General features: G+C 58.0%; 12 protein-coding genes. 4 read left to right on the plus strand and 8 right to left on the minus strand.

Features of this window, described 5'->3' with window-relative positions; translation table 11 throughout:
- Positions 1-238 precede the first annotated feature (238 nt).
- Both IEX40_RS11640 and IEX40_RS11645 read left to right on the plus strand, forming a co-directional pair.
- Positions 239-1,870, plus strand: coding sequence for an autotransporter family protein (locus IEX40_RS11640; RefSeq protein WP_188748384.1), 1,632 nt, complete (start codon positions 239-241; stop codon positions 1,868-1,870).
- An 81-nt stretch (positions 1,871-1,951) separates the two neighbouring features.
- Complete coding sequence (locus IEX40_RS11645; RefSeq protein ID WP_188748386.1) at positions 1,952-2,848, plus strand: alpha/beta hydrolase; 897 nt, start codon at positions 1,952-1,954, stop codon at positions 2,846-2,848.
- A 218-nt stretch (positions 2,849-3,066) separates the two neighbouring features.
- Here IEX40_RS11645 and etfB read toward each other — a convergent pair whose 3' ends face one another.
- From etfB to IEX40_RS11685, 8 genes are all read right to left on the minus strand, one after another.
- Positions 3,067-3,861 (minus strand): electron transfer flavoprotein subunit beta, encoded by a 795-nt coding sequence (etfB, locus tag IEX40_RS11650; RefSeq protein ID WP_188748389.1) that lies wholly within the window; start codon positions 3,859-3,861, stop codon positions 3,067-3,069.
- Positions 3,851-5,092: an electron transfer flavoprotein subunit alpha gene (gene etfA / locus IEX40_RS11655; protein WP_188748390.1), complete on the minus strand. Its 1,242-nt coding sequence runs from the start codon at positions 5,090-5,092 to the stop codon at positions 3,851-3,853. The genes etfB and etfA overlap by 11 nt, the downstream gene beginning before the upstream one ends.
- Entirely contained in the window at positions 5,092-7,068 is a 1,977-nt protein-coding gene (locus IEX40_RS11660; protein ID WP_188748674.1) for a (Fe-S)-binding protein, read from the minus strand. The genes etfA and IEX40_RS11660 overlap by 1 nt, the downstream gene beginning before the upstream one ends.
- 188 nt (positions 7,069-7,256) lie before the next feature.
- Complete coding sequence (dgcA, locus tag IEX40_RS11665) at positions 7,257-9,320, minus strand: dimethylglycine demethylation protein DgcA (RefSeq protein ID WP_188748392.1); 2,064 nt, start codon at positions 9,318-9,320, stop codon at positions 7,257-7,259.
- A gap of 77 nt (positions 9,321-9,397) precedes the next feature.
- On the minus strand, positions 9,398-9,931 hold the full coding sequence (locus tag IEX40_RS11670; protein ID WP_188748394.1) for a 4-vinyl reductase: 534 nt from the start codon (positions 9,929-9,931) through the stop codon (positions 9,398-9,400).
- A gap of 42 nt (positions 9,932-9,973) precedes the next feature.
- The gene (locus tag IEX40_RS11675; RefSeq protein WP_188748396.1) at positions 9,974-10,951 is read right to left on the minus strand and encodes a dipeptidase; all 978 of its coding nucleotides are present in this window, start codon (positions 10,949-10,951) and stop codon (positions 9,974-9,976) included.
- Between the two features lie 194 nt (positions 10,952-11,145).
- On the minus strand, positions 11,146-12,285 hold the full coding sequence (gbdR, locus tag IEX40_RS11680) for a choline metabolism transcriptional regulator GbdR (RefSeq protein WP_188748397.1): 1,140 nt from the start codon (positions 12,283-12,285) through the stop codon (positions 11,146-11,148).
- Positions 12,286-12,580: 295 nt separating this feature from the next.
- The gene (locus IEX40_RS11685) at positions 12,581-13,993 is read right to left on the minus strand and encodes an L-serine ammonia-lyase (protein ID WP_188748400.1); all 1,413 of its coding nucleotides are present in this window, start codon (positions 13,991-13,993) and stop codon (positions 12,581-12,583) included.
- A gap of 380 nt (positions 13,994-14,373) precedes the next feature.
- Between IEX40_RS11685 and fdhA the strand changes: the two genes are divergently transcribed.
- Together fdhA and IEX40_RS11695 are read left to right on the plus strand one after the other, a co-directional pair.
- Positions 14,374-15,567: a formaldehyde dehydrogenase, glutathione-independent gene (gene fdhA, locus IEX40_RS11690; protein ID WP_188748402.1), complete on the plus strand. Its 1,194-nt coding sequence runs from the start codon at positions 14,374-14,376 to the stop codon at positions 15,565-15,567.
- A 207-nt stretch (positions 15,568-15,774) separates the two neighbouring features.
- Positions 15,775-16,455 (plus strand): MaoC family dehydratase, encoded by a 681-nt coding sequence (locus IEX40_RS11695; protein WP_188748404.1) that lies wholly within the window; start codon positions 15,775-15,777, stop codon positions 16,453-16,455.
- The last annotated feature ends 54 nt before the right edge of the window (positions 16,456-16,509 follow it).

The following is a 16,509-nucleotide window of genomic DNA, read 5'->3' on the forward strand; positions in this document are numbered from 1 at the left end:
AGATTTACAGGCAAAATCGATAATGGCGGATGACTATCGTGTTAGCGCAACTCATGACGCAACACAGGTGTAACGACCCTATATCCTGATACAATATCTGTCTTTACTTGGTTACACTGTTATCAGATCAGCTGTTCGGAACAAGCGCATACAGTTTTTCGCTTATACAACATCATTCTTGTAAACGACCGGCAAAATTAACCCTTACCAAAATATAGAACCCGTTATGCTTACTCATATGAAAGGATTTCTTAAGCGCCCCCTTAGCCTGGCCATTATGACCAACCTATCGGTCACCGCAGCCCAGGCCGCTATCACTACCAATTTCGATGTAACGGCAGCTGATGCCACTTTTCAGACCATCGAAATCAACCAAGCAATCAACGGATGGCGTAACGCGGGCACAGCCAGTGACCCCACCGCCTATACCTATACCTATATCGCGATCAACTTCACCACAGATGCGGACGGCAGTTACACCTTTGGACAAAACGCCTACGCGATCGATACGACAATGGCGGTGTATTACAACGGTAGTTTCGACTTGGACAGCCTTGTCGATGCGGATGCTTATGATGATGACGGATCAGACTCGAGCAAGACATGTGGAGGTTTTAACTGTCCGGAAGTTACTGCCAACCTAACCGCGGGCCAAGTCAATACGCTGGTCATTTCCACCTATAACCCGGCAACCGGCGGTAGTCTCACCCTGCCTATCTCGGCATATGCCACCGGCGCAGGAAACGTGATCTTCACCGTTTACGTACCGACCAGCACTTCAGTTACGTCAAGTACCGAGACTCTTAGAAATACACCGGCTTACAGCGCTGCCGTTATCCTCGATGCAAATGCTGATCTCCTCAGCCTGTTTGATGGTCTTTCAACCGACGCCGAGATTTCAGATGCCGCCTCACAGACGCTCCCCCTGCTAACAGGGGCAGGTTACATGGCCGCCCGCACCACTCTTTACGGCATCAATGGCGCAGTCAGTGCCCGTCAGGACGCCAACCTGGGCCTATCCTCTGGCGATGCAATGCTCAGCGACCAGCATTTCTGGATCAAACCCTTTGGTACCTGGACCGAGCAGGATGACCGTAACGGTGTATCCGGCTACGACGCCAACACTGGTGGTCTGGTGCTGGGTCTGGACAGCTCGATCAACGACCTGACCCGCCTGGGTGTTGCGTTTGCCTATGCCAGCACCAACGTGGACAGCAACTCCAGCGTTGCACCACAGAGCCTGGATATCGACAGCTACCAGCTGATCGGTTACGGTTCCCGCGCGCTGAACGAGAACACCGACCTGACCTTCCAGGCTGACTTCGGTCAGAACCAGAACCAGGGTAAGCGCGTTATCGCTTTCACCAGCAGCGTGGCTGACTCCGACTACGACAGCTACACTGCTCACCTGGGCGCTGGCGTTTCCCACACCTACGCCATCAACGATGCCAACCGCGCTATTGCCACCGCTAAAGCGGACTACACCTGGATCAAGGATGAGTCATACACCGAATCCGGTGCGGGCCTTTTGAACCTGGATGTGGAGAGCAACACCACCGAAGCACTGGTAGCCGGTTTTGAGGGTCAGCTGATCCACACGCTGAACCCGACAACCGAGCTGAACGCCAAGCTGGGCGTGGGCTACGACCTGATCAACGAGCAGGCCAGCATCACCTCCGCCTTTGCCGGAGCGCCGAGTGCCCAGTTCACCACCGAAGGACTTGATCCAAACCCGTGGATCGGTAATGTCGGTTTCGGTCTGTTGCACACTGCCGATAACGGTGCCGAAATCAGCGCCAACTACGATGCCGAGTACCGCTCCGACTACCTGAGCCAGACCGCCTCCATCAAGGTACGCCTCGCGTTTTAAGAGATCGCGATACGCTTTAAACTCAAGGTCGTGGGTTTTCGCCCACGGCCTTTTTTACTTTTTCATATTCAAAGTACACAGATGCATCTACTGATACGGCGCGCAATCCCAATACTGTCAGCAGCGGTCATCCTAAGCGGCTGTACTGCATTGCCCACGCCGCAACAGCGGATCGATAATGCCAGTCACATTGCAAGCCGGCAGGGATGGGTTCCGTTTTCGGTGAGGACCGGGAATTTAACGCTATCGGGGTATGCACCCGAAAAGCCTGCCTTAAATGGACAGCTCAGAGTCTATATCGAAGGCGATGGGCTCGCCTGGATCAGCCGTAGTCGTCCATCACCCAACCCGACACCCGTTAATCCAGTCGCGCTTAACCTGGCGCTGGCCGATCCAGGTAAAAATGCGATCTATTTAGGCAGACCCTGCCAATATCAGTCGCGATCTGATTGCCCTTCCCGATATTGGCTGGAGCGCCGTTTTTCAGCTGAAGTTATCCAGAGCTATGAGCAGGCGCTGGACCAGCTAAAACAACGATATGCCGTTGAATCATATACGCTCATCGGTTTTTCAGGCGGCGGCGCTATAGCCGCTCTGCTAGCCGCCAAGCGAACGGATGTCAGCTTTTTGATTACCGTTGCCGGCAATCTGGATACCCAATACTGGACGAAGCACCACCACATATCACCGCTTGAAGGATCGCTTAACCCTAGAGATTCAGTCCCCCAGCTAGCGCGAGTTAAGCAATGGCACTTCGTCGGCAGCAACGACCGGATAATTCCACCGTCGATGATCCTGCAGTTTATCGACCGATTTCCCAAGCTCTCGAAACCAACAATACGGGTCGTTCCTGGCTACGACCACCATTGCTGCTGGACAGATCACTGGCCGGATCAACTCGCCGAAACCGAACAGCTCGACCGAAAGCCAGATAAAAAAAGCCCCCGGGTTGCGGGGGCAGAAGGATTAGAACCGTGAATGCTCCGGGGTGCGCCGGAGACTTGAAGAACAACCGGTGCCGAAAGGTGGTCCGGCGCCGGTCTTAACACAGGGGATATATTCCGCAGTTGGCGTACAGAGGTGAGGCTGTCTGGCGTCGTTTGGAATATGTGTCCATTGTGGACCGAGCAAAGATCAGCCACCTGCTCATGATCGCCCCGCACGGTTCCAAGAACGACACGGGGCAAAGGCGCGTTTTAACGCAGTACGCCCTCTTCCAGGAGCAGGTCAAACACCGCCTGAGCCATCTCGCTGGCGGGCTTGTCACGCAGCACCTTACCGCCGTCACCGGTCGATTTCGCGGTCGCCGCCTTGAAGCGGTCGGCTGCGGTTTTCGCCTTGACCACCTTGAGACGCTTCGGACGTTTGCGCGCGGGCGCCTCGGTCCAACCGGCCTTAACCTCGTCATTCACCGCGACACCGATATCCTCGCTATCCATCAGCGCACGGCTACCGGGTCCAAAAGCACTCTGACGGGGTGCAGCTGCGGCCATATCAACACTGGCGACGAACGGCAGCGGTACGCGCAGCGCACGACGCTGACCACGCGGCAGCGCCTGCAGCAGATTCGCCTCGCCGTTATCGATGCTGACGATCTCGGCTATTCGCGTGACCACCGGCAGACCCAACGCCTCGCCAAGCAGATAAGGCGTCATACCGGATGACTCTCCACTCTCGGCACGAACGCCGGTCAGAATGATGTCCGGCTTCTGCTGCTTGAGGTACTGGCTCAACGCCGGCACCACATCAGCAGTTTCGCCCTGCTGCAAGATACGCAACTTCTTCAGTCCCATACCGGCATACGCGCGCAGGGAGTCCGCCTGCGGATCACCCGCATGCAGCACTTCCATACCCTGAGGAGACAGGGTCATGGCCATCTCTACAGCACGGGCATCCTGCTCGGCGCGCCGGGCGCGACCGGAACCGGGGTGCTTGCCGATGGAGATCAGTGCTGTGATTCGCAGATTTGTTTTCCGAGTATCAGGCTGCATTCTCTACTACCTCCTGACGATAAGCGCTGGCCAGTCGGATCAGCTCCGCCAGCACTTCGCTACTGTCACCGATAACGCTGAGTGCGGCACGCTTGACCATGTCACAGCCGATATCGGTATTGATGGCGATCACCTTGTCGCACTGGCCGATACCCTGCATGTGCTGGATCGCACCGGAGATACCCACCGCCACGTAAACGCGTGCCGTAACCCAGGTACCGGTCGCACCAACCTGACGGAAACGCGGCATATGGCCGTCGTCCACCGCCACACGACTGGCCCCCTCGGTTGCACCGAGCGCCTCGGCGGCTTGATGGAACTGAGCCCAGTCGCGGACACCGTTACCGGCAGAAAGGATGAACTCGGCTTCTGCCAGCGGGATCGCATTCGGGTCGACAGCCACCTGACCACAATCGCGAATCGACGCGCTGCCTGCCACCGTACCGGACAGTTCGACCGGAAGTACTTCGTGACGCGTTTCGTCGATCTGGTCTGCGCACTCCTCTGCCAACAGCAGCAGGCGCGGTGTCTGGCGCGTGAGATCGCTGGTACCGCCGGCACCACGGCAGATGGTCTGCTCGACACTGACCTGCCAGGCCTGGGTCGCCGGGCGTTCGCCGATACGAGCCGCGAGACGACAGCCCAACTCGAAGCCGGCGGCGACGCTATCCGGCAGCAGCCAGTAGCGCGGCGCGTACTCTTTTTCGATCTGAGCCAGAGCCGCAACGCGCAGCTCCGGCGAATAGCCCTCGTACTCATCGCCCTGCAATTGCAGCAAGCGATCCACGCCGGCCTTATCGAACGCCTCTTCGCGGTGCTCACCGAACACGATGGTCAGCACGGCGCCATTACCGCCGATCTCGCCGATCAACTTGTGAGCCTGACCGATCACGTCCTTATCGTGACCGTTGAGACGACCACCGACCATATCGGGCACTACCGCGATGTAGTAGTCCGGGTTTTCCACGCGGTGCAGCGGCAGCTCTACCTCTTTCGCCGCACCGGCGGCGCGACGACCACCGCCACTCACCGGTCCGCTGGCATTCATACGGTCGATACGCTTGATACCGTTGGGGCCGATAAAGCCAACCGCATGGGGGTTACGGCGAATCAGGCCGGAGGGTCCACGGGTTTCGGCCGGGCTCGCCTGCATCGCCTGGTGCAGCGGATGCAGCCGGTTGCGAGCGATCCACTCGGCGCGCGGATCACGGCGGATAATATCCTCACTCATCAGGAGACCTCCTCAGCCAGCTGCTTTTTTGCCGCTTTACCCTGACCGGACACGCTGGATTTTGCCGGCGCAACCTCTTCGATCAGCGCTTCCGCCACAAGCTCCGCGATATCCTTGACCTCAGCCCTGGGTTCCACGACACCCTCAAGCATCGCAGTACACTGCTGACAGCCTACCGCCACCAGCTCGGCTCCGACTTCACGGACCTCGTCCATGCGCATATCGGCAATACGGCGCTCACCCGGAATATCGGTGATCGGCGCACCGCCACCGCCGCCACAGCAACGGGAACGGAAGCCGGAGCGCTGCATCTCGGCCAGCTCGATACCCAGCTCTTTCAGCAGCTCGCGCGGTGAGTCGTACTCGCCGTTGTAGCGACCCAGGTAGCAGGGATCGTGATAGGTCACGGTACCGCCCTTGAATTCGCTCAGGTTGAGCAGTTCCGCCTTGACCAGCTCATTGATGAAGGTGGTGTGATGCAGCACCTCGTAAGCCGGTTTCTGACCCGCCGGATAGAGATCCGGGTATTCGTTCTTCAAGCAGTGGAAGGCGTGCGGATCGGTGGTCACGATGCGGTTGAACTTGTACTGGCTCAGTGCGGCAATATTGCGCTTGGCCAGGCTCTGGAAGGTCGCATCGTCGCCCAGACGACGGGCTACATCACCGGAATCGCGCTCCTCGTCGCCAAGCACAGCGAAGTCCACATTGGCGGCCTTGAGCACTTTCACGAACGCACGCAGGATACGTTGACTGCGCATATCGAAGGCGCCGTCGGAAACCCAGAACAGCACGTCGACCTCTTTCACGTCCTTCATGACGCGCAGATTCTGGTCGGCCGCCCAGTTCATCCGACTACCCGGATTGAAACCACTGGGGTTGTCGGTGGCGATCAGGTTTTCCAGTACCTCGGCACCCTTGTTCGGCGTGCTGCCCTTCTCCAGAGTCAGGAAGCGACGCATGTCGACGATCGCATCCACGTGCTCGATCATCATCGGACACTCCTCGACACAGGCGCGACAGGTGGTGCAGGACCAGAGTGTATCCGGGTTTACCAGACCTTCGGTGATCGACAGGTTCGGACCACCGACGGCGAAGCCTACATCCTTGCCAGGATAGGGACTGCCGGCAAACTTGGCGTCCGAACCACCAGCCAGACCCACCACCATATCCTGGATCAGCTTCTTCGGGTTCAGCGGCTGGCCGGCCGCAAACGCCGGACACATCGCCTCGCATTTACCGCACTGCACACAGGCATCGAAGCCGAGCAGCTGGTTCCATTTGAAATCGGTAGGCTTCTCAACACCCAGCTTCGCAGCATTCAGGTCGACCGGTTTGAGACCAGTTGAGCGGCCACCGCCAAAGCGCTCCGGACGACGGTGAAACGCCAGATGCAGAGCACCGGCGAAGGCGTGCTTCATTGGACCGCCCCAGGCCATGCCGAACACCAGCTCGCCCAGGCCCCAGACGATGCCGGCCGCCAGCACGACAGCCAGCACCCAACCGCCGAAGTCCGCAGGCAGTACTCCGGCAGCCGGCAGGGTGGCGATGAAGAAGCTGACGGCGAACATCAGCAGACTCTTGGGCAGGCGCATCCACGGCCCTTTCGACAGGCGTGCAGGCGGATTGCGACGACGCTTCCAGACAAAGAAGCTGCCGACAAACATCAGCACCAGAGCGCCGAGCAGCGCATAGCTGAGCCAGCGGCTTTCAATACCAAACAGGTGCACAGCCAGGATCAGCACCATCGACAGCACAAAGCCGCCGGCGGTCGCCACATGGGTCTTGGACATGTACTTGTCACGTTCTACTACGTGGTGCAGATCCACCAGGTAGCGGCGCGGCATCGCCATCAGGCCGGACAGGAGATTGACCTTTTCCGGCTGACCTGCGCGCCACAGGCTGATCCGCTTGAGCATACCGGCCACAGCCAGCAGCAGCGCTGCGGAGATCAGAATGGGGAGTAACCAATCGAGGATCATGATGAGCCCTCTCGAATTAACCTAGGCATGTACGTGGCAGCGATATCCGACGGCGGCGAGCAGGTGGTTGCGGGCTGACCCTCGCCGGCATGGATGCCGGCGCGGAGCCCCCAGGGATGGGTTCACGGCGTGTCAGCACGTGACCACCTGCTTGTCGCCTAACCGTCGAAGCTGCCGACCGGTGCTTACAGATCCTTACACAACCGCAGCGCGTCGTAGATCGCCGCATGAGTGTTGCGCTGGGACACACAATCACCCAGACGCCACAGAATCATGCCATCGCCCTGCTCACTCAGGATCGGCTGCGGCTTGATGTCAAACAACGCTTCGTTGTCGATCTGACCCTTGTTACGTGATTCGGCCTTCAGCTCGTAGTACAGCGCTTCGTTCGGACGGATGCCGTTTTCGACCACGATCTGGTCGACAACGCGCTCTTCCCTCTGACCGGTGTACTCGTTCTCCAGTACGGCTACCAGCTTGTCACCTTCGCGGTAGACCTTCTCCAGCATGAGGTCAGAGGTCATGATCACCTCTTTCTCATACAGGCTGCGGTAGTAGGTCGGGAAGGTAGTACCGCCGATGCCGACACCCGGCTTGATATCGTCGGTAACCAGCTCAACCATGGAGCCCTTGGAGGAGAGGTAGTCGGCCGCAGACATACCGGAGAACTCACAGATAGTGTCGTAGATCAGAACGTTTTTGCCCGGCTCGACAACGCCATTGATCACATCCCAGCTGGAAACAACCAGACCTTCAGCGGCGCCCCAGTGCGGGTTCTGCTCCAGGAACGGGGTACCGCCAGTGGCCAGAACGCAGACATCCGGCTTCAGATCACGGATCATATCGGCATTGGCCGCAGTGCCCAGACGGATATCCACGCCCAGGCGCTCAAGCTCCATGGCCATCCAGCGGGTAATACCGGCCATCTGGTCACGCTGAGGCGCTTTCGCCGCGATAGTGATCTGACCACCCAGCTCTTCGGCTTTCTCGATCAGGGTAACGTTGTGACCGCGCTCGGCTGCCACACGGGCCGCTTCCATACCGCCAGGACCGCCGCCGACGACGACGACCTTGCGGATCGGACCAGTGGTTTTCTCGATGATGTGCGGCAGTCCCATGTACTCACGGGAGGTTGCGGCGTTCTGAATGCAGAGTACGTCCAGACCCATGTACTGACGGTCGATACAGTAGTTGGCACCGACACACTGACGGATCTGGTCGACCTGGTTCATCTTGATCTTGGCGATGAAGTGCGGGTCAGCAATGTGAGCACGGGTCATACCGACAAAGTCGACGTAACCGGCTTCCAGGATACGCTTGGCCTGGTTCGGGTCCTTGATGTTCTGCGCGTGGATAACCGGAACGGAGACCACCTCTTTAATGCCCGCCGCCAGGTGCAGGAACGGCTCCGGCGGGTAGCTCATGTTCGGGATAACGTTGGCCAGGGTGTTGTGAGTATCACAGCCGGAGCCGACCACGCCGAAGTAGTCGATCAGACCGGTAGCATCGTAGTACGCCGCGATCTGCTTCATGTCGTCGTGGTTCAGACCGTCCGGATGGAACTCGTCACCGGTAATACGCATACCGACCACGAAGTCCGGACCCACCGCTTCACGCACGGCCTTGGCTACTTCCAGACCGAAACGCATGCGGTTTTCGAAGGTGCCGCCCCACTGGTCTGTACGCTTGTTAACGCGCGGAGACCAGAACTGGTCGATCATGTGCTGGTGCACAGCTGACAGCTCGACGCCGTCGAGACCGCCCGCTTTGGCACGCACGGCCGCTTTCGCGAAGTCGCCAATGACGCGCCAGATCTCTTCCTCTTCGATGGTCTTGCAGGTCGCGCGGTGTACCGGCTCACGGATGCCTGACGGCGACATCAGGTTCGGCCAGTTCTCACCGTCCCAACGGGAGCGGCGACCCATGTGGGTGATCTGGATCATGATCTTGCCGCCATGCTTGTGCACGGCATCGGCCAGATTCTGGAAATGGGGGATGATGCGATCGGTGGACAGGTTCACCGAGCTCCACCAGCTCTGCGGGCTGTCGATGGAGACCACGCTGGAGCCGCCGCAGATACAGAGGCCACAGCCACCCTTGGCCTTCTCTTCGTAATACTTGACGTAACGGTCGGTGGTCATACCGCCATCGGTGGCATACACCTCGGCATGAGCGGTACTGACGATACGGTTACGGATGGTCAGCTTGTTGATGTTCAACGGCTGGAACAGTGCATCGAACTGCGACATGGTTCACCCCAATTTCGCTAAGGGCCTGCACCGACTGTCGACGGCGCAGGTTTTCTCTGTTTTTTGTTGTACGCTGATCAGCTCAGCGGACGTACCTCGAAAATGCCGTAATCACAGCCCTCTTCGGCCGCACTCTGCGTCTGCTCAGCGACGGTGCGTACCGGATAACCCAGGCTCTCGGCGATCTGATCCATGGCGCCGGCAAACCAGCCGGTGAACATGTAATCGACCTTGCGGTTCACCTTGCCGTACTGGTATACGAACGCGGAGTTCTCCAGACGTACGCGGGCGGTACCCTTCTCCAGATCCAGCTGCTCGGTGATGAAGAAGCCCCAGCCACGTTGAGACAGGCGCTTCATGTAGTGGTGCCACACATCCGCGCCAGAGATACCGTGCGCTTCGGCTTCCTTTTCACACCAGTAATAGGCGGACTTGTAGCCGGCCTTGTAGAGGATCTCAGCATAGCGCTCAGCGCCGATCTCTTCCTCGATACCCATGTGATTGTTGACGAAGAAGTGACGCGGCACATACAGCATCGGCAGTGCATCGGTGGTCCATACGCCGGTTTCGTCGTCTACGAGGATCGGCATTTCAGGTGCATGAGTACCCATTATTTCCAACTCCAAATCGAATTCTGTTTGTTAATACGGGGATTACTCACCCCAGACATCGGCCAAAACGCGGACCCAGTTCTCACCCATGATCTTGCGCACCTGGGTTTCGCTGAAGCCGTTACGCAGCAATGCATCGGTCAGGTTCGGAAATTCGCCCAGGGTGCGGATACCTTCCGGGTTGACGATCTTGCCGAACTGCGTCAGGCGACGGGCATAACCCTTATCGTGGGTGAGCCACTCGAAGAACGGCTGACCGTGACCCTGGGTGAAGTCGGTGCCGATACCGATCTGGTCTTCGCCGACAATGTTGAAGACGTACTGAATCGCTTCCACATAATCTTCGATGGTGGAGTTGATACCGTTCTTCAGGAAGGGAGCGAACATGGTTACGCCAACAAAGCCGCCGTGATCGGCAATGAACTTCAGCTCTTCATCGGACTTATTGCGCGGGTGCTCTTTCAGACCGGACGGCAAGCAGTGGGAGTAGCAGACCGGCTTCTTCGACTCGAGAATCACCTCCTCCGAGGTTTTCGCCCCAACGTGGGACAGGTCACACATGATGCCGACCTTGTTCATCTCGGCGACGATCTCGCGACCGAAACCGGACAGACCGCCGTCGCGCTCGTAGCAACCGGTACCGATCAGGTTCTGGGTGTTGTAGCACATCTGCACCACGCCCACACCGAGATCCTTGAACGTCTGCACGTAACCGAGCTGATCCTCGAACGCATGAGCATTCTGGAAGCCCATGATGATCCCGGTCTTGCCCTCAGCCTTAGCGCGGCGGATATCGTCGGTATGACGCACTTTGAGGACCAGATCGGAGTTCTGCTCAATCAGGCCGTTCATCTCGACAATGTTGTTAACCGTAGCCTGGAAACCTTCCCACACCGATACGGTGCAGTTTGCCGCCGTCAAGCCACCACGACGCATATCTTCAAACAGCTCACGATCCCACTTCGCGATTACCAGTCCGTCGATAACGATGGCGTCTTCATGCAATTGTGCTGAGTTCATCTCTCCACCTATTCATAGGGTGATCTATTCAGGGGTCAGAATAGGGGTAAAGATCGAGCGGAATTGTTCTAAAAGCGTCACCCGGCTGGCGTAAAGCGTAGCGATTCGCGACCTGACAACATTTTTTTCTTAGCCAATAAAAACGCCGCCACTCCCGAAGGCGTGGCGGCGTCGATGGAGCGCTGACGAGACGATTACTGCAAGGTAACAGAGCCGTAGGTAGGCTCGAACTGCGCCTCACTCAGCGCATGCATGGCCAGTGCATTTGCGGCGGTTCCTGCCTTCTGATTGAGCCCTGGCAACGCCGTGGTCACCAGAGGGGTCACCGTCTGGGAACGATCCTGGCTGCGCATACCGCTACGCTCCTCACGCGGCGGAATACCGATGTGCTCGCGATAGCATTTGCTGAAGTGAGGCGTGGAAACAAAACCACAGGCCGCCGCAATCTCGATGATCGACATGGAGGTCTGCTTCAACAACTGACGGGCCCGGAACAGACGCAGCTTCAGATAATACTTGGACGGCGAACACTGCAGATACTTCTGGAACAGGCGCTCCAACTGGCGACGGGACAACCCGACGTAGGACGCCAGCTCATCCAGCTCGATCGCCTCTTCGATATTCGCCTCCATCAGCGCCACCGCCTCGACCAGTTTCGGCTGGGTGGTGCCCAGCACATGTCGCAGCGGGATACGTTGATAATCGGACTCGTTGCGCACGCGGTCGCAGATGAACATCTCGGAGATACCGGCGGTCAGCTGGTAGCCGAAATCGCGCTTGATCATATTCAGCATCATATCCAGCGGCACGGTTCCGCCACTGCTGGTCATGCGGTCGCGATCGATAACGAACAGATGATTGGTGCAACGCACCTTGGGATAAGCCTCCTGCAGAGACGCGATACACTCCCAGTGCGCGCTGCAGTCATAACCATCCAGCAAGCCGGCTTCCGCCAGCAGATAAGGGCCGGTACACACGCCACCGACAAGGATGTGCTTGCGTGCCAGGGACTGCAACCAGGAAACCTGGCGACGGCTGAAGTTGCGCGTAATATTGACACCGCCCACTACGATAATCGTATCCAGAGCCGGCGCGTCGGCCATAGAGCTGTCCGGAGTGATGCGAATGCCGTCGCTGGCCATGACCTGCTCACCATCTTCACTGATGGTGTGCCAGTTATACAGCTCACGCCCGCTGAGTTGATTGGCCATACGCAGCGGCTCTACCGCTGATGCCAGGGCAATCATGGTGAAGTTGTTCAGCAGCAGAAAACCGATGTTACGAGTTTTGGTTTTGACGGCGGAACCCTGAACGGAAGTGTTGTTCTCAGACATTTGCACGAACCCCATTTAGTCTATGCGGGGCACTAGCAACAGCTGTGCCTTTTATATTTATATTTGGACTTGCCTGAGCCCTGATGTCGCAATTAGGCATGTGGATGCCGGAACTGGTCCAAACACCCTCAAGCCCACGTCATTCGTGGCTTAAGAGACCCACGAACTATAGTTGAAACGACATAAAAAGCGACCCCTTGATGTCGTTTTCTGCATCTTTTTTTTACACACCCGCACCAATTCGGGTACCCCGGTTTTGGTACGGGTATAACGATCGGTAAAATCCGTTTACCAATCAACACTCAACGGCGTTAACACCCACCGCAACGGTGGTCACGTCGATGGCGTTTACCGCCAATCCGCCACGCGAGGTCTCCTTGTATTTGTCCTGCATGTCGCGACCGGTATCGCGCATGGTGCGGATAACCTTGTCCAACGAGACAAAATGCTCACCATCACCGCGTAACGCCATCTGCGTCGCATTGATCGCCTTCATCGCGGCAATTGCATTACGCTCGATACAGGGCACCTGCACCAGGCCCGCCACCGGGTCACAGGTCAGACCGAGATTGTGCTCCAGCGCGATCTCTGCGGCATTTTCCACCTGCGCCGGGGTTCCACCTAGCACTTCGGTCAACCCGGCTGCGGCCATGGCGCAGGCCGAGCCCACCTCGCCCTGACAGCCCACTTCGGCTCCGGAAATAGATGCATTCTTCTTACACAAGGCGCCGATGGCAGCTGCTGCCAACAGGAAATTGACAACGTCCTCGTCAGTCGCCTGCTCATTGAAGCGCATGTAATACATCAGCACCGCGGGCACGATACCGGCTGCACCATTAGTGGGCGCCGTTACCATGCGCCCACCGGCCGCATTCTCCTCGTTGACTGCCAGCGCATAGAGGTTAACCCAATCCATCGCCCTCAACGTGGTACTGATCACGTTACCGGCAGAGGCCTGCTGCAACGAACGATAGAGCGACGGGGCACGGCGGCGTACTTTCAGACCACCCGGCAGAATCCCTTCGTTCTCCAGACCGTTGGCAACGCACTCCTGCATCACTTTCCAGATGCTGTCGGCACCGGCACGGATCTCGCTCTCGCTGCGCCACACCTTCTCGTTCTTCAGCATCAGTTCGCTGATCCGCATACCGTGCTGCTTACACAGATCAAGCAGCTCCACGGCGCTGTTGAAGTCGTAAGGCAGCTCCACCTGGGGTACCAGGTGCGCGGTTGCTGTAGCCTCACTCTCGTCGAGCACGAAACCGCCACCGATAGAGTAAAAGGTGTTCTGATACAGCTCGCCGATATCGCTGAACGCAGTTAACCGCATGGCGTTGGGGTGATAGGGCAGCACTTCGTCGATGAACAGCATGTCGCGATTCCAATCGAATTCGATGCCCTCGCCACCGGCCAGCGACAGGTATTCGGTCTCCCATACCGCTTTGACCGCCGGTTCGATGCGACGTGGATCGATGCTGTCCGGCGCTTCGCCCATCAATCCCATGATCGTTGCCTTATCGGTACCGTGTCCGACACCGGTCGCACTCAGGGAGCCAAACAGCTCAACCTGGACGCGCTTTACCGCCGGGCGCATTCCCCGCTCCTGAAGCTGCTGCACGAAGGTTAACGCCGCACGCATAGGTCCGACGGTATGAGAACTGGAGGGGCCAACCCCGATCTTGAAAAGATCAAAAACACTGATACTCATGACTCACTCCGAGGCGCTCTGCCTTCAACTGAGGAAATAGCAAGCGCTCATTATCGGAGGGGTTCCGTGGCGTCACATGTCACACAACGACGTCGGCGGACACAGGATCGACCGAATACAAGCATCTGATCACACCAAGAGGACTGCTCACCGTATCACGAGCCGCCACCGTTATTGGGCGGGAGCAAAGGCAACCATAAAAGGTCACTGCCATATATAAAGGAGGTGCTGTCCTGCGCACTATCAACACGTCTCAATCCGACATTTCAGTGTCTCTATGAGATATGTTCCTCACCCGCTCGAAGCGTAGGGTGTTGTGACGCTCCTTGCTTCGTGGGAGCGCCATGTTATGCATAACAAAAAAAGATGGAGAGCACCCCATGAGTAACTCAAGCAACCGCGGTGTCGTCTACAAAGAACCGGGCAAGGTCGCGGTCGAGTCTATCCCCTACCCCGAACTGGCGATCGGCAACCGCAAGTGCGACCACGGCGTCATTCTCAAGGTCGTCACCACCAATATCTGCGGCTCGGATCAGCACATGGTGCGTGGACGCACAACGGCCCCCTCTGGCCTCGTTCTGGGTCACGAGATCACTGGCCTGGTCATCGAAGCCGGCCGTGACGTGGAGTTCATCAAGGTCGGCGACCTGGTTTCCGTACCGTTCAACATCGCCTGCGGCCGCTGCCGCAACTGTAAAGAAGGCAAGACCGGTATCTGCCTGAACGTAAACCCGGCTCGTCCTGGCGCAGCATACGGTTACGTCGATATGGGCGGCTGGGTCGGCGGTCAGACTGAATACGTCATGGTCCCCTACGCCGACTTCAACCTGCTGAAGTTCCCCGACGCCGACCAGGCGATGGAGAAGATCCAGGATCTGACTCTGCTCTCCGATATTTTCCCCACCGGCTTCCACGGTTGCGTCACTGCCGGTGTCGGCCCTGGCTCCACCGTCTACATCGCCGGTGCAGGCCCTGTCGGTCTGGCAGCCGCCGCATCCGCACACCTGCTGGGCGCCGCCTGTGTCATCGTCGGTGATATGAACGAAGATCGCCTGAAGCAGGCGCGCAGCTTCGGTTGCGAGACCATCGACCTGACCCAGGAAGGCGATATGGCCGACAAGCTGGAAGCGATCCTGGGCGAGCGCGAAGTAGACGCCTTCGTCGACTGCGTAGGTTTCGAAGCCCACGCCTGCGGCTGCAACCACGGTAAGGAAGCGCCTGCTACCGTACTCAACTCTGCCATGCAGATGACCCGCGCCGGCGGTCAGATCGGTATTCCGGGCCTGTACGTTACTGAAGATCCGGGTGCCGTAGACGACGCGGCCAAGCATGGCGCGCTGAGCATGCGTTTCGGTCTGGGCTGGGCGAAATCCCACTCTCTGCATACCGGTCAGTGCCCGGTGATGAAGTACCACCGTCCGCTGATGCAGGCCATCCTGTTCAACAAGATCAAGATTGCCGACGCCGTCAACGTGAAGATGATCTCTCTGGACGAAGCACCGCAGGGCTACGCCGACTTCGACGGTGGCGCCGCGATGAAATTCGTTATCGATCCGCATGGATCGGCTGCCTGACCTTAGCTCCACAGTGCCACCATCCGGTGGCACCCCCCCCTTCCCACCTCTTGCCCAACACCAAACTAACGCTGCCATTCAGCCCTATCGTCGTTATGCCGGGGAATTTTTAGCGCAAATCAGAATCGAACGCCTGTCACTGAGAAGCGCAGGAGCTATACTCAGGGCCTCCCGACTGCCGCTAGAACACCCGACCAGGATCCAACGATGGATGTGATTGAGTACATTAGAGAGAAAGAGCGTTCGCTCAGGAGCCGAATTAACGGTTTTGATCTCAAAGGCAACCCGGACGGCCATCTTCGTCAGCTGACCTATTTCATCAGTCACTCTCTCAACAACACCCTGAACAACTCCTGGGTATCGAGAATCAAGTTGTTCTCAGAGATAGAGGAAGAGCAGGACCTGCAGGGCGTGAAGAACCCGAAGGTGATCGCCTTCTATCGTGACTGGCATAGCCGAATCGGCAAAGAGGTGTTTGTTGGTGACTGGATGACGGTCGATCAGGCCCGTATCGACAGTTTCGCGTCGGTGACCGGTGATCAGCAGTGGATCCATACGGATCCGGAACGTGCCCGAAACGAGTCCCCCTTCGGCGATACCATCGCTCACGGCTTTCTCATCCTGTCGCTGTTGCCGCATCTGACCGATACGGTAAATCCGGAAAAGCCACCCTACCCGGAAGCGCGTATGGTGGTGAACTGCGGGTTGGACCAGGTACGTTTTCCGCACCCGGTAAAAAGCGGCAGCCGTATACGCGCTCGCACCACTTTGAAATCGCTTAGCGCCGGCAAACGTAGCGTGGAGATGGTCAATCGGATTGAAGTAGAGGCGGAGGGCTCGAGCCGCTTCGTCTGCGTCGCCGACAGTCTGTTGCGGCTCTATTTCTAAATCCAAGGTTATGCAGAAAAGCCTGCACGGATCCGTACCGGCTTCCCAACACGG

This window comes from Marinobacterium zhoushanense (assembly GCF_014641945.1).
GTDB classification, from domain to species: Bacteria; Pseudomonadota; Gammaproteobacteria; order Pseudomonadales; family Balneatricaceae; genus Marinobacterium_D; species Marinobacterium_D zhoushanense.

What these genes read in the sequence shown, in the direction of transcription:
- IEX40_RS11640 (WP_188748384.1), top strand. Translation starts at nt 239, where the DNA reads ATGAAAGGATTTCTTAAGCGCCCCCTTAGCCTGGCCATTATGACCAAC.
- IEX40_RS11645 (WP_188748386.1), top strand. Translation starts at nt 1,952, where the DNA reads ATGCATCTACTGATACGGCGCGCAATCCCAATACTGTCAGCAGCGGTC.
- etfB (WP_188748389.1), bottom strand. Translation starts at nt 3,861, where the DNA reads ATGCAGCCTGATACTCGGAAAACAAATCTGCGAATCACAGCACTGATC.
- etfA (WP_188748390.1), bottom strand. Translation starts at nt 5,092, where the DNA reads ATGAGTGAGGATATTATCCGCCGTGATCCGCGCGCCGAGTGGATCGCT.
- dgcA (WP_188748392.1), bottom strand. Translation starts at nt 9,320, where the DNA reads ATGTCGCAGTTCGATGCACTGTTCCAGCCGTTGAACATCAACAAGCTG.
- IEX40_RS11670 (WP_188748394.1), bottom strand. Translation starts at nt 9,931, where the DNA reads ATGGGTACTCATGCACCTGAAATGCCGATCCTCGTAGACGACGAAACC.
- IEX40_RS11675 (WP_188748396.1), bottom strand. Translation starts at nt 10,951, where the DNA reads ATGAACTCAGCACAATTGCATGAAGACGCCATCGTTATCGACGGACTG.
- gbdR (WP_188748397.1), bottom strand. Translation starts at nt 12,285, where the DNA reads ATGTCTGAGAACAACACTTCCGTTCAGGGTTCCGCCGTCAAAACCAAA.
- IEX40_RS11685 (WP_188748400.1), bottom strand. Translation starts at nt 13,993, where the DNA reads ATGAGTATCAGTGTTTTTGATCTTTTCAAGATCGGGGTTGGCCCCTCC.
- fdhA (WP_188748402.1), top strand. Translation starts at nt 14,374, where the DNA reads ATGAGTAACTCAAGCAACCGCGGTGTCGTCTACAAAGAACCGGGCAAG.
- IEX40_RS11695 (WP_188748404.1), top strand. Translation starts at nt 15,775, where the DNA reads ATGGATGTGATTGAGTACATTAGAGAGAAAGAGCGTTCGCTCAGGAGC.